A 14022-nucleotide genomic window follows, 5' to 3' on the forward strand; every position below is an offset into this window, starting at 1 on the left:
TCTTGTTGTGGCCAACAAGAACTATGACACGGGGGGCGCGGCGAGTTGCCGCGTCAATCGGGTGACGCCGCATGTGGCGCACAACGACGGCCGTGGACGTGGTTCGGTGATGGACGCTTGCAAGACACGCTGGGTCAGGTTTTCGGCTGGAGCAAGACGGTCGGCCGGATTCGTGAGGCGATGTATCATGGCCGCGAGCGGGTCGAGCAGATGTTCCTCCTGACGCAGGCGGCCTACAACCTCACGCGCATGCGTACGCTCGCCGGCAGAGCGGCGTAGATGCGCAAATCGGCGAGGACCCCGCGTTGGTTGCGCCTGAATTAACGACGTTCGGCATCAATTCGACACGAACGAAACCTACGCCGGTCGCGCTGCAGCGATCACATCGGGATTACGTCATAAGAGCCCCGGCTTAACGGTCTATTCCGAGAACATTCTCGCACCAGCTGCCGGCGCTGGGCGTGGCCTAACACGGGTGATGAATTTCCGTTGATCATTCTCTTCAGTCGGAATGCGAAAGTTCGATCGAGCGTCGACACCGCGAAGGCTTCGATATCGCGCCGACTCGATTGAAACTGAAGTACCACCGCACCGCGCAGCTGATCTCCGCCGACGTGAAGCGGCCCGTCGTAGAGAGATCTTGACTTTTCTACGACGTCATTTCACGCTGCCGTCCCGTCCCATCAGCAACGTGACAATGCCCAGCGAAGGACTGGCGAAATGCAACGAGAGGGTCTTAAGGGAGGCGTGTAGCAAAGTCGCTTCACTTCATATCCTTCACGGCCTTTTCTTTTGCCGCTCTGGCGTCCATGATTAGCTGATAAGCAATGTAGTACTTATAGATATTGCTGACATACGTCACGGTTTCTGCTCCGATTCTGTCGGCAGCGACGTACTCGACGTTGTGGAACCAAACGTTCGGGTTCAGTCCTCGCTCAGCGGCTTCTTTGCGAAGCTTCGCAACGCGAGCCGGACCGGCGTTGTATGAAGCGAACGTGAACAGGACCTTGTCCAAATTGGTCATTGGCTCGTTGGCGTAATACCTATCTATCATGACTCGCATGTACTTGACGCCAGCCTCGATGTTTGGCTGGGTCTTGCTGATATCCCCGACATTCAGTTCCTTTCCCGTGTTGGGCATGATCTGCATTACGCCGACAGCTCCAACCCGACTCTTGACGCTCTGATCAAGGCGGGATTCCTGATATCCCTGAGCGGCCATCAACAGCCAGTCCACCTGATATTTGTCGCCGTAGTCCTTAAAGAACTGCACGAGGTCGAGAAATTTCTTGCGTTCCGACTCGGACGCCGAATTCTTTATATGTTTTCCATTTTTCAGATAGCGCACCAGGATCATGTTTCCCGCTGCGGTGCCCTGACGGTGACGAACAACGAAATCGTCAACCGCAGTTTTGAGCTTCGGGCTGCCTTTGCGAATCGCCCATGCAATCTGGCCACCTTTCCTGATCGCAATCTCGTCGTGGACCGTGAGTTTGGGAAAGACTTGTTTCCAAAGTTCAGCTTTATGTTTGTCCATAACGATGAGCGGAATTAGTCCCGCATTGAGCATCTCGGCCAGATCCTCGTCCTCCAGTTCTTCGGGAGCCAACTTGATGTTCACCGCGGGCCGCTGCTGCGCGGCAAAGCGTTGGTTCAGTGCGACCAGGCTCTCATAATAGGAGGACGATTTGCGGACGAAGATCTCCTTCCCTGCCAGGTCATCAACGCTCGACACCTTCGGTGAGGCCGGACCGGTCAATACCAGCTCGCTAACATTGGTATAAGTCGGCGCGGAAAAGTCCACCAATTTTTCTCGTTCAGACGTGACTGTAAGGTTAGCCGCCGCAATATCACCCTTGCCGGCAATCAGCGCTGGCAAAAGTTGGTCCCGGGGTACGGGGATAAGGTAGACCTTAACCTTGATATGCTTTGTGGCAAGTTTCTTGTTCAGATCCTGTTCGAATAACCCAGCAAATTCGTAGGTTGTGCCGTATTGAACGCCCTGGTCCGTAAAGTAGAAGGTCTTGCTATAAACCGTGAGTACTCGAATGACCCTCCGTTGCACCATCCCGTCGAGATCGCCAGTCCAAGGCTTTTGTATCTCCTTCGGGTCGATGGTGAGTTTGCTCGACTGCGGCTTCACTGACGAATTGACGGCGTCTGCCGCGCGACCCGGACTGGCATAGAAGGTACACACAAGGGCCGCAATGGCGAAGAGGCACAGCCACAAACGGGACGAAAAATGAGCTAGGCGACGGGTTCGCAAGTGGGGCATTCTCAACATGATTCACGCCTCGTCAGTTTTATTTTTGCCTCCGCAGTTACGGCGCCTGCGGCCTTGTTCCTGGACATCGAAATCGTCGAGCGGTTGTAACCCTCCAGCGGCTTCTGACGCTTTATTCACAGAGTCGCTCCCTTCAGTCAAAGCACAAAGGGCAAGAGCGAGTTGGCGAGGAGAACAGGCCTGCCATGGGCGCGCCGTCTTTTTACAACAGTGTAGGGCAAGATAGTCGCTGGCAAAGGCAGAATTATTGCCCACTCGAAAGTGAGCTTGCCCTGGGAAAACCAATCCCTTGTTGAGCGTTTCGAGTGGCCCTTCGGTGCAACTTGGAAATCACATTGACCGTCTCGCGAAAGGCGCGATCCGAACCGTACAACCATTGCTTGACTCGGTGGGGGGTACGTCGACGGCCAGCAAGATGCTGCTGAACATCGCTGCGGCTGATCTGTTCGACAATGCTGCACTCGACCGCGCGCCGCTATCTCGTCCAGCGTTCGCGTAACGGCCCCTCGGGTCGTTGTGCTTCACATTGCCAACGCGATCAACTGCAGTCGGGTTCCTTGGTGGGGTGCATCGGGGACCACCACTACGCTCACCCTCGAGCAGGCTCTGCGCACCGTACTATCGTCGGCGACGGCGGCGACTGCCGCGCCGGCAGGAAGCTCGGTTTTCCATACGAGCTTCAAAAGTGGCCGCCGACGGCAGCGCGTCGATGATGGATTTCATCCGGCAAAGGTCAGCCAGGAGGCGCCGTTCAAATCGGTGGTTGCTCGGCCTTTAAGATGTCGGCAACCGTTACCAAATGGTGCTAATTACTTGCGATCGGCCATTCGATTGGAAGCGGCGCACGGCTATTCGATGACCTTTGCAGTCGTCAACGCCTTGCGGCGTAACGAGGCTCAACGGGGTTCCGATTTTTTATGCAGTGCATAGTTAGGACTACCGGCCCGTCCTCATGCAACTTCCTGAGAGATTGCCGAATCGGCGAAAGGCGACGTCGTCATGCCGGTTTTAGGCGTTCGGGTGGCCGCGGAAACCACCCGTTCGCGCGTATAGCACGACGCGCCACGCTGTCCCATGGAGAACGGGCATGCCCCCGTCCGCTCGACTTGGTCAGGCGAAAGTACTTATGACGCGCCAAAGAACACCGGCTTCATCCCACTCGTGCTGGCCGGACGGCCCACTTGCGACGAACCGTTGGTCGAAGAGCCATATCCGCTGCCTTGGCCTGCTGAACTGGGAGCGATCGCCTGCATATTGGTGGGGAAGTCGACGGTATTCGCATTGGCCGGATTGAAGCCGGCTTGCTGAAGCCGAGCGATTTCTTCTTGCACTTGCGCGCGCGTCAGCGCTCCGCCCGACTGGGCCAGCGATGCAATTGGCACAGCAATGACGGCGACCGCGCAAGCTGTGCGAAGTAAAGTCTTCATAATGCGCTACCTCCTGATTAGCTACTCCGGCTGACTCGCGTTTAACTTTTCGGTCAGCCGATCAAAGAAAGGTCGAGCAAATGCAGTGGTCGTTTGATCGAATGTGGATATCGGCGAGCGCGCGAGATCACTCGATCTGCACCGCGTTGCGAGAATCGCAGCACGACGTTATGAGCCGGTTGAGCGTTCACGCTGTTGCAACGATACCTCACAAAACAGATGTCGCGTTGACTTGCATCAAGACATCACATCTACGCCACCAATATCATCCTTGCCCTTCGAACTTTTTTGCCGGAAATACCGGTACGAACAACCGGGCCACTCCGCTAGCTTCCCCTGAAAGCGAGACCGTGCGACCCCGCAGCAGCGGATCGATTTTGGGCGAGTCTAGATATCAGAAACTTCGCCGACAAATAGCGCTGAGTCGCATAGCCGCGTATGTCGCACTGAGACTTTCGGACTGGGGGTGACTTCAAGTGCGGGGTCATCGCCTATGGTCCTGTCTCGCGTTGCGGTGATCCGAGCAAGAATATGTTCCGCGACTCGGAGCACAAGCGGTACGCGGGAGCATAAATCGTCCACGTAGCTTCTTTTTTGCTTCTAATTTTTACCTTCGATAGGAAAACCCTTCCTCGCGTTTTCGCTCAAGTTCGCAGTGGTTGCTTACTCTCCGTATAACCAAGTGCGTTCTAGAATCGCGCAAAAACGACTTGAAAGCGCGGCAAGACGATCTACAACGAATGTAACCGAACTGTCATTCTGTCATTCCAATCGTCCATGTCGTCGGACCATTCCCTTCAGCCTCAACCACGCGCCGGTGGACTCGTGCGCGGATGGGTGCGTCATCTTCCCGGCGTCGCGATGCTCAGGGATTATCAGGCGGCGTGGCTCAAGAACGACATCGTCGCCGGGCTGGTGCTGACGACGATGCTCGTGCCGGTCGGCGTCGCCTACGCGGAGGCGTCCGGCGTTCCCGGCGTGTGCGGCCTGTATGCGACGATCGTTCCGCTCATTGCGTACGCGATCTTCGGGCCTAGCCGGATCCTTGTGCTCGGACCGGACTCAGCGCTTGCGGCACCGGTGCTCGCGGTCATCACGCTGACAGCCGCGGGCGACCCCTCGCGCGCAATCGCCGTTGCGAGCATGATGGCGATCGTCTCGGGCATCGTCTGCGTCGTGTTCGGTGCGCTCAAACTGGGCTTCGTCACGGAGTTGCTATCCAAGCCCATTCGCTATGGCTACATGAACGGTATCGCGCTGACGGTGCTGATCAGTCAGTTGCCCAAGCTCTTCGCGATTTCGTTCGACGACCAGGGACCGCTGCGCGACCTGCTGACGCTCGGCAAGGCCATCGCCGCGGGACAATCGAATTGGTATAGCTTCGCCGTCGGTGCGGGAAGTCTCGTGCTGATTCTGCTCCTCAAGCGATTCGAGAAGGTGCCGAGTATCCTGATCGCAGTCGTGCTCGCCACGCTGTGCGTCAATGTGTTTCATCTCGACAGGGCGGGCGTGAAAGTGCTCGGCACGATTCCCCAGGGACTGCCCGCGTTCGCGCTTCCTTTGCCGAGCGGCGTGGACTTCGTGCGGATCGTGCTCGGCGGCTGTGCGGTCGCGCTCATCGCGTTTGCGGACACGAGCGTGCTGTCGCGCACCTTCGCCGCGCGCGCCAACACCCGCGTCGATCCAAATCAGGAAATGATCGGACTGGGCATCGCCAATCTCGCAGCGGGGTTTTTCCAGGGCTTCCCGATCAGCAGCAGCTCGTCGCGCACGCCCGTCGCCGAGGCCGCGGGATCCAAAACGCAGGTGACGGGCATCGTCGGCGCGCTTGCGGTTGCGGCCGTGCTGCTCGCCGGGCCCAACCTGCTGCGGCATCTGCCGAACAGCGCCCTCGCGGCCGTCGTGATCGCCGCGGCCATCGGCCTCTTCGAATTCAGCGACCTGAAGCGCATCTATCGCATTCAGCAATGGGAGTTCTGGCTGTCGATGTGCTGCTTCGTGGGCGTCGCGGTGTTCGGCGCGATACCCGGCATCTGCATCGCCGTGGTGATCGCGGTCATTGAATTTCTATGGGACGGCTGGCGTCCGCACTTCGCCGTGCTCGGCCGCGTGGACGGCCTGCGCGGCTACCACGACATGAAGCGATACCCGAACGCGGCACAGGTTCCCGGGCTGCTGCTGTTTCGCTGGGACGCGCCGCTGTTCTTCGCGAACGCGGAGCTCTTTCAGCAGCGCGTGGTCGAAGCCGTTGACGTTGTGGCCGCGCCGGTGAAGCGCGTCGTCGTGGCGGCAGAGCCGGTAACGAGTGTCGACGTGACCTCCGCAGACATGCTGCGCGAACTGTATCGCGCGTTGCGGCAGCGTGGCATCGAACTGCACTTCGCGGAGATGAAAGACCCCGTGCGCGACAAACTGCGGCGCTTCGAGCTGACGTCGATCTTCTCCGATGCGTGCTTTCATCCGACCTTGGGCAGTGCGGTCGACGCCTATCTCGATGCTCCCAGCGAGGCCATACGACCCGATCAAGAGAAGAAGACTTGAGCGTTGGCGAAGCCTGTCCTGAGCAGCAAGCCCGCGGCCGCTTGCACACAATTCTCATCGGCGACGCGATCAACGGGACAACCGCCACGCCTGGAAACTGAGAGGTAAGTCGTTCGAACTCGCGGGCGACAGCTCCGATGCTCAAGCTAGATGCGGCTCGGTGTCGTCGTTCGATTCGACAGCGACGCGCAGGACTTTAGGCTATGGAGCGTCGGACGCCATGTGCGTCGCATTGACTGTGCTTACTCACATGGCGATCCGGGATTTGTTGAAACAGACTATTGCGCCCACCGCGTTTTGGAGGTATCGATGAGACGAACCAGCCCTCGCATTGACCGCCGCGATCCGTGTTTTCGTCTGCGTCGGCGGGCTCATACCGTAGGAGTCTTGATGTCTGTGTGCCGAATGAGGTGAGGCCCGATTTCCGCCACAGCACGCTGGCGCTCGCGATTCGCATCGTGACCTTCGTCACTGTCTTCGGTCCGCTCGCGTAGCGCAGGTCGGGAAAGCACAACAGACCGGAATGAACCGCTGGATTGAATACTATGCTAAAGGCGCCAGCAAATGCTGCAGGATTGGACGTGGCAAGCGGAGGACTTTGGGATGGGTGATCTTTGGCTAGGTAATGTCGAAGAGAAAACGACCGACGACGAGATCCGGGCGTTTCTCTGCAACTACGGCTTCCCTTCGTTCGATTCGATCCAGCGTGTGCCTGGCACGGGCGAGCATCCGGCCGCGGTCGTGAGCTTTGATTCAGTCGAGCCGCACGTGCTGCGCAGGTTTCAGCCGCGCATCCACAACATGTTCTGGAAGAATCACAGGCTCGTGGTGCAGGTCATGCCCGAACGCAACGAAACCTGAGCAGGCCTGATGTTCTTGGGAATGCGTGCTGCGTGCGTCGTGGTGGTGGCGGCCTTGGCATGGCCCAGCCCGCGTGCTGAACCAAGGGGAGTTAGCAATGAAGGAAGAAAAAACTGGCAACGACTCGAGAAGCCACCACGAAGGCGCGAGCGCGCTTGAGCGCCTGAGCGGGAAGCGGTACGAGCAGGAGCTTGAGCGCCTGCATATCGAGCTGGTGAAAGTCCAGGAATGGGCCGTTCATACCGGCGCGAAGGTCTGCGTGGTGTTCGAAGGACGCGACGGTGCCGGCAAGGGCGGCACGATCAAGGCGATCACCGAGCGTGTCAGCCCGCGCGTCTTCCGGGTGGTCGCACTTCCCGCGCCCACCGAGCGGGAGAAGACGCAGATGTACGTCCAGCGCTATCTGCCGCATCTCCCCGCAGCGGGGGAAATCACGCTCTTCGACCGGAGTTGGTACAACCGCGCGGGCGTCGAGCGCGTGATGGGCTTCTGCACGAAGGAGCAGACGCTGGCCTTCCTGAAGGCCGTGCCGCTCGTCGAGCGCGCGATCATCCAATCGGGCATCATCCTGCTCAAGTACTGGCTCGAAGTGGGGCAGGAGGAGCAGACGCGCCGTCTCGAGGATCGTATCCACGACGAGCGCAAAATCTGGAAGCTCTCGCCGATGGACCTGCGCTCCTACAGCCGCTGGTACGACTATTCGCGCGCGCGAGACGACATGCTCGAAGCGACCGACACAGATGAGGCGCCGTGGTACGTGGTGCGCTCAGACGACAAGCGGCGCGCGCGTCTGAACTTGATCAGCCACCTGCTCGCGAGCATTCCGTACGAGCCCGTGCGGCGAGAGAAAGTGAAGCTGCCGAAGCGGCAGAAGCCGGAAGGCTATCGCGAGAGCGACCGTCCGCTCAGATACGTCTCCGAGCGTTTCTGAAAGCTGCGCCGGGACCGACGTGACGCACCGATCATCCAGCTGTCTCGCCCGCGCGTCAACGGTCGATGCTGACCGACCATGTGAGAGTCGGAGTTGGTGAAACGACCCCGCAGAATGCTCTCAAGCGGAATGACTCAGACAACACGGCCACGTAGATCGCCGTGACCCCGAGCGGGCGCATCGTGATCGACAATCCGTAGCGCGGGAACCGGCCGAAGTTGGTCGGCGCGCCTTCCTGAGAGCATATCCCCACCGCCACGAAAAGGATCGCGCTGTAAGTTATGCCGAAGAAGGCGGTGGGACAGCGCCGCCCTTGGCACGAACTCCGTCGCGACGAGATACCCTTGACCATCACACGGGACCCGACCGCGACCGGCATAATAGCGAGTATTGACAAAAGCAGACTGATGCCGAAGATCATCGCGAACGCAACGGGTGTGAGTTGTGTACCGAATACCGCATACAGCTTGAGAGACATGAGCGTGCGTGCCTGAGCCATATCCGGGGTGGGCGGGCCGGCCGAGGTGATGACGTGTCCGAGTCAGAGCAATCCTCTCAATCCGCTCGTTCGAGTGTTTCTGCGCTTGATGAGCCGTGTCTCCCACGTTCCTGGACAATCGGCTCTTGCGTCCCGGCCGACGTGGTCTGCGCATGGCTGTTGGGACGGTTGTCGTGCCTCTCGATCAGTTTCACGCTGGACTGACGATGCCAGTGATCGCGCCGGTGTTCGCTGTCTTTCTGCTCGCGACGCGTGTCTCGAAGAACAGGCGCACCGCAGCCAACAAGACGATATCAGTGGTCTTTACCGACGAAGGATTACGCGAGTCTGAACGCCTTTTCAGGAAACATTTCACCGTCCCAGACAAGACCGATAAAGAATGTAATGAACTTCTAACTCGTCACAACTAGGAGTGCGGAGCATTAATCCCCGGCAACTCTGGACGGGGCTGCGGCTCGGTGTTGCCCTCACCTGAACCAGGAGCATGGGTAGGCACAGTCACTGCCGACGAGGTCGGCGCTTCTGTAGTGCTGGCAAGAAATCCAGCCGATATAAGGAAGACTGCGGCTGATACCCCCATGGATCTTGCCTCACCTATTAGTGTGGTGCCGTTACGTTTTAACTGAACTTGGCACGTTGACGCTTAAATGACGTATGTCAGATCGCAACGTTTGATAAAACGCCTGGAGACAGAAACCCAATGCGCGTGCGATCCGGTCGTCAGATTGAAGAGCGAGAGTTCTGAGATCCTCCGAATCGATTGCAGTGACTACACGAGGCTTCGGCGTTCGGGAAAGCTGACGATAATTCCTTGCATGGCGAAGGCGCTCTTACGTCAGATACACTGTACGAGACGTCTCTGGGGACCTTCGATTCCCGTAACCAAACTCGTCCAGATAAAGCTTCAGGCGGTCGACTACCCGCCCAGCGCGATGATTGCTATCGTCAGAAAAACGCCAAGCGCGATCATCGCAAAGCCTGCTTTAATTCCCCCCGCTCCGGTGTATCGGCCCAGCGCAAATCCCGCCGTGAAAAGCATCGCGAGTGTGAGGATGCGCGAGGCGATGAGCGCTGTCGTAAGATCATTGAGGACGAGAAACGGCACCGCGACCGGGAATGTTCCCAGGACAACGAGCAGGAAGACGCCGAGTGCGCCGACGAAGTCGTCCCGCACAAAATTCGCTCGAACGGGTAGCGTCGGTACGGCGGCCAGGCGCGCACGAATCCGCTCGAGATCAGCGTCTTCAACGAACGGTTCCAGCGCCTGGGGCAATGCGTCACGCAGCGCACGGACGGCGGCCGCCTGATCTCCTTCACGCCGCACGGTCAGTGCGAGGTTCAGGCGCTGACCTCGATCGGCGAGCGTGCGTACGAGATACATCACAGCGTCGGCCAGGCCCCATGCGAGATTACACCCAAGCGCGGCGAGGAACATCTTGTATCCAGCGTCTTCACCGGCAGTGACTGCCTTTACGGCGCCGACGAACGTCAAGGCCATGAACAAACCAAAACATAGTTCACAGACGCGGTCGACGGTATTAAGAATCGGCTCGCGCTGTTCGTGTTCAGCGTGTCCGACCGATGTGATCGTGCTCATATGAAATCGACTCAGGATAGTCGCCAGGTTGCCCTAGGTGCCGACGCAGACATCTCGCGCAAACAATATTCGAAGGAGACACAGGGCGGTTTCTCTAATTTCACGCCGGCCTGCGACACTGCGACTTCCTTAGTTTTCGCTTTTCCCACGCCGATGCAATGATCTAGATCAACTTCGCAGTCCGGGCGGTTTTTGGTCCCGGATTAACTGGAGCTTCTGCTTACTGGTCTTGTCGCAATTGACGCCCCGCGCGCGCTAAACTTCGTTCCGCGTTTGCCCTGTTGCCGCAATCGGGCACAAAGTGACCACCCGTCGAGGCCAATTTCCGCCGCGGCGACCGTCACGGTGTTCGCATCCGCACCGCCATTGGGCGCGGCGCCGCGGGGGCGGCCAAGGGCCCTGACACACCGTTCCGCACGGTTGCCCGGCGACCCTGTTGTTGGAGACTCACGCAACCCGCGCTAGTACTTGATGTCGCGCTTTTCCTGGCGGCCTTGCTGCTTCGTGTCGCGTTTGTCTTGCCGGCACTGGGAGTTGCTTTTCTGGTTTGCAGCTCGGCAGTCGACCTTGCCCGCGCGCGCTTCCTGTTTGGCTGCCTGGTTTGCGTTCCTTCCTTGTTGGCGCTGTTGAGACTGATTGGTGGCCAGGGCAGCGCTCGATAGCGCCAGGAGTCCCGCTGTGACCAGCATTGCGCCCGTCCACCTCCAAAGTCCGTCTTTTGATTCGAGCATTTTCACGCTCCTTCGTGCTTGGTTGAAAACGGCGGTCAGCTGTCGTTGAAGCGCCCCATGTATAGGGCCAACTCCTGGGCTGACGAGAATGCTGGATCGAGGGCCATTAGTACTACAGCAATGGTGACATTCCATCGCAATACCTTTGGCCTTGTGCTACAACTCATAAGCTGGGAATGGCGCCCGCTCGTCACAAAGTAACACAACATCATGCCGTGCGGCGCTGATACATTTTGCAGCCTGAAGTCACGAAACAAATCTTGGCCAGCTCGCGATCTCGAGTTTCGATTGAATGAGCGCTGCCGCGCAATTCCGGCCGCTAACTTACCGTCACCGAGCGAAACTGCGCAATAGAAAACGTCTTCGAGAGCCGTTTGCGACCGATGTTGGCCAGTGCATTGGCTCGCTCCGTGCTCGAGAGCTCAAACAAGACGTGACCCATGTGGCTGATCCGAACGGGCAAGGCCGACGACGCGTCGGCGAAGGCCGCGAGCGAGTGACCGTTGCACCTCATCAACAGACGCTCGGTGTACCGAGAGTCGAGCGGCCGAGATGGGTCGCATGCGTTCGCCGGCGGCCCGGTCCCGGCCAACAACGGCCAATCACAGGCGCCAGACGAATGACGGTTATCGAACTCACCACAGTCGTCGGGCCAGAGGCGAGTCGAGTACACCTAGCGCGGCGCGTCATCCAGAATCCTGACGACTCAGCCGTGCCGATGTCAGAACCCGTCTTTTACTGGCAACCAAGGGGCTTCTTGACCGTCAGTCTGTTGGCCACGGCCGTCACGCCGGGGAGAACTCTCCCTAACAATAGCAAGAAAGAAGGTTGACGTCCGACGCCCGTTTTTAACTTGGGACTGTCTAGCCGTCGGCCAAACCGACAGGATCGTCGATTTGTCGAGCCTAGGCCGCCGAGCGTTGACGCGAGGGAAGTGCGGTTTCTGTCGGGAAGGTCACATCGCCGAGGCGGGACGCGAGGGCTGGACGTCGGCGTGCAGCCAGTTGCGAAGCGGTGGCTCGATCCACGGCAGTGCAACAAGGAAAAGCAAAGCGACCGTGAGGTTGAAGATCGACGGTGAGGTTGAAGATCAAATGCGCCCGGGCGACCGCCATGCCGGGGTTGGCGGCCAGTTCCACAGCGACACGCGAGAATGGTCGCAGGAACGGGTAGTAGACGATCATCCCCGCGGCGTTGAAGAGAAAATTCGCGATCGCTGTTGCCCGGGCGACCGGTTTCATGCCGAGTCCCGCAATGAGCGCGGTCGACGTCGAACCGACATTCGAGCCGATGACGATCGGGATTGCTGCCTCCGGAGGTAGCACACCCTGCTGAACAAGGAGAATTGCTACTCCCGTGGTGACGCTGCTTGACTGGACGAGCGCGGTGAAGACGAGCCCGGCGAGCACGCCCGCCCATGGAGCCGCGGCGAGGGCCAGCCATTGCTTGTCTCGCGCGACAAACCCTGCATGGGGCAAGGTTGGCAAATCGTCGTTGTGGCGTGACTCGGACGGGTCACGCCGCAGGGTCTTCGTTTGCTGCCGCCAAAGCCCTGAGTAACTAGGTCACTCATTCAGACGCGACACTTTCGTTCCCTGGAGCGACGCATCAGCCATCAGGCCCGCGTTGGTCAGCACGATCGCCTGGACCGGTTTGGTCGCGGTGGTCGTATCGATCTTGCCGTTTGCGCCGATCCTGACAAGGGCCACTGACGCGTCCGCACCTGCGGACCAGCCGTCGGAGTTGCGGAATTTGTCGAGTGCGTCCCGAGTCATGAACAGGAAGATTAGCGCCTTCGATTGTGCGCCTGCGGTAAGGCCGAACGAGCCGGAAGTGGTGCTGTAATAGCCAACCGTGCTGCCGCCTACGCGCAGGGAGCCTTTGCCGTATTGCGCGCCGACGATAAAGCCGGCCTGTATCACGGACGGGAATACGAGCACGCCGCTGGCCTTCGCGACCAACTCACGTGAGCCGCCGACCGTGGAATAAAGACGCTGGAGTGTACTGTCGACGTCGGCGTCAATAGAGCGGCGCAGATCAGCAGCGCCTGCAGCTTGCTCGGTTCCAGCGTTTCGGTTAGCTGTGCAGCCGGCAAGCGCGAGGCCCCCCAGTGCCAGAACGGTGGCTGACTTCAGCATGAAGTTCCGTCTTTGCATCATGGTTCTCCATCGTGGAATTTTCCAGTAATCCCATAGAGCGGGAGGGTGAGGCACGCCAAGTTATAGCACAGGCAATGTGAAACGGGAGGCTCGATTTGCTAAGTTGCAGCTTGCGCACAAGAGGGCGGATTTCCGCATTTGCGGCCTGCAAACCTTTCGATCGCGCCATGGCCGCTGAGCGCTGCCGACGGTAGTTTGAGGTTGACTCGCGAAAACGGACACCTATTCTTTTTGAAGAGGAGGTGCCGAAATGGGCAAGACTCGTACACCGTACCCAGCAGAGTTCCGGGCGCATATGGTGGAACTGGTCAAGGCCGGGCGTACACCGGAGGAACTCGCGCTCGAGTTCGAACCGACGGCGCAGACCATCGTCAACTGGTGCGCGCAGGCCGATCGCGATGCCGGTGTGCGCCATGACGGGCTGACCACGGCCGAGCGGCAGGAACTCACACGGTTGCGTCGTGAAGTGCGGCAGCTGAAGATGGAGCGTGACATCCGTGGCTGGTGCGTGAGCCCTCGGCGCATGAGCGTAGCGACGCACAACTGCTGGCGCGCATCCGAACCCTGCATGCAAGCTCGCGTGGCACGTACGGGGCGCCGCGCATTCATGCGCAGCTTGCGCGTGATGGCGTGCATGTGGGACGCAAGCGGGTGCGCGTCTGATGCGCATGGCTGGTCTTTTCGGCGCAAGCCGGGGGCACTGGCCACGTACTACGCGGCAACGCGCGGGGGCACGGCGTGCGCCGGACCTGGTACGCCGGCATTTCAGTGCTGCAGGTCCGAACATACTGTGGGTGGCTGATGCCACCTACAGTACGCCCAGCCAGCGTAGCCCGCCCGCATGGGGGTGAAGCTGCTTGAGCATGTCTGGAATGCAGAACCCGGAGGAGTTGACGTCGTAGTACCGGGGGATGTCCTTTCTCTGCTGCGAGAGGAAGTGAGCCGAAGCGGCGGTGACTTGCTGACACTGGCAAGGTGACGTAGTCCGCGGG

Annotated in this window: 12 protein-coding genes and 1 pseudogene; 5 read left to right on the forward strand and 8 right to left on the reverse strand. The window is 59.3% G+C overall.

From position 1 onward, the window contains the following. Nucleotides 1-4: 4 nt before the first annotated feature. A pseudogene (locus AWB78_RS45425) lies at nucleotides 5-279 on the forward strand (IS5/IS1182 family transposase); the annotation flags it as partial. Between the two features lie 484 nt (nucleotides 280-763). Here AWB78_RS45425 and AWB78_RS31995 read toward each other — a convergent pair. Continuing rightward, on the reverse strand, nucleotides 764-2284 hold the full coding sequence (locus AWB78_RS31995) for an MltF family protein (RefSeq protein WP_232477961.1): 1521 nt from the start codon (nucleotides 2282-2284) through the stop codon (nucleotides 764-766). Nucleotides 2285-3408: 1124 nt separating this feature from the next. Next, the gene (locus AWB78_RS44055; protein WP_074173580.1) at nucleotides 3409-3711 is read right to left on the reverse strand and encodes a DUF4148 domain-containing protein; all 303 of its coding nucleotides are present in this window, start codon (nucleotides 3709-3711) and stop codon (nucleotides 3409-3411) included. Nucleotides 3712-4488: 777 nt separating this feature from the next. Here AWB78_RS44055 and AWB78_RS32000 point away from each other — a divergent pair. From AWB78_RS32000 to ppk2, 3 genes are all read left to right on the forward strand, one after another. After that, a complete protein-coding gene (locus AWB78_RS32000) occupies nucleotides 4489-6252 on the forward strand; it encodes a SulP family inorganic anion transporter (protein WP_062610633.1) in 1764 nt (587 codons plus the stop codon). A gap of 603 nt (nucleotides 6253-6855) precedes the next feature. Beyond that, entirely contained in the window at nucleotides 6856-7113 is a 258-nt protein-coding gene (locus AWB78_RS32005) for an RNA recognition motif domain-containing protein (protein WP_062610641.1), read from the forward strand. A gap of 97 nt (nucleotides 7114-7210) precedes the next feature. After that, nucleotides 7211-8044, forward strand: coding sequence for a polyphosphate kinase 2 (gene ppk2, locus AWB78_RS32010; protein WP_082883497.1), 834 nt, complete (start codon nucleotides 7211-7213; stop codon nucleotides 8042-8044). A gap of 55 nt (nucleotides 8045-8099) precedes the next feature. On the opposite strand, the gene AWB78_RS32015 is transcribed toward ppk2, so the two are convergent. From AWB78_RS32015 to AWB78_RS32040, 5 genes are all read right to left on the reverse strand, one after another. Continuing rightward, complete coding sequence (locus tag AWB78_RS32015) at nucleotides 8100-8522, reverse strand: hypothetical protein (RefSeq protein WP_062610634.1); 423 nt, start codon at nucleotides 8520-8522, stop codon at nucleotides 8100-8102. Between the two features lie 937 nt (nucleotides 8523-9459). Beyond that, a complete protein-coding gene (locus AWB78_RS32020) occupies nucleotides 9460-10140 on the reverse strand; it encodes a hypothetical protein (RefSeq protein ID WP_062610635.1) in 681 nt (226 codons plus the stop codon). Between the two features lie 461 nt (nucleotides 10141-10601). Beyond that, on the reverse strand, nucleotides 10602-10871 hold the full coding sequence (locus tag AWB78_RS32025; RefSeq protein WP_062610636.1) for a hypothetical protein: 270 nt from the start codon (nucleotides 10869-10871) through the stop codon (nucleotides 10602-10604). 905 nt (nucleotides 10872-11776) lie between these two features. Next, complete coding sequence (locus AWB78_RS32035; RefSeq protein ID WP_062610638.1) at nucleotides 11777-12349, reverse strand: Na/Pi symporter; 573 nt, start codon at nucleotides 12347-12349, stop codon at nucleotides 11777-11779. A gap of 87 nt (nucleotides 12350-12436) precedes the next feature. Next, nucleotides 12437-13027: a BPSL1445 family SYLF domain-containing lipoprotein gene (locus AWB78_RS32040; protein WP_062610643.1), complete on the reverse strand. Its 591-nt coding sequence runs from the start codon at nucleotides 13025-13027 to the stop codon at nucleotides 12437-12439. Nucleotides 13028-13280: 253 nt separating this feature from the next. On the opposite strand from AWB78_RS32040, the gene AWB78_RS50155 reads away from it, so the two are divergent. After that, nucleotides 13281-13832: a transposase gene (locus AWB78_RS50155; protein WP_082883499.1), complete on the forward strand. Its 552-nt coding sequence runs from the start codon at nucleotides 13281-13283 to the stop codon at nucleotides 13830-13832. 6 nt (nucleotides 13833-13838) lie between these two features. Here the strand turns inward: AWB78_RS50155 and AWB78_RS48615 are convergent. Then, the coding region (locus AWB78_RS48615) for a hypothetical protein (protein WP_232477962.1) at nucleotides 13839-14022 on the reverse strand (184 nt) is incomplete at its 5' end.

The sequence above is a fragment of the Caballeronia calidae genome (assembly GCF_900044055.2).
Taxonomy (GTDB): Bacteria; Pseudomonadota; Gammaproteobacteria; order Burkholderiales; family Burkholderiaceae; genus Caballeronia; species Caballeronia calidae.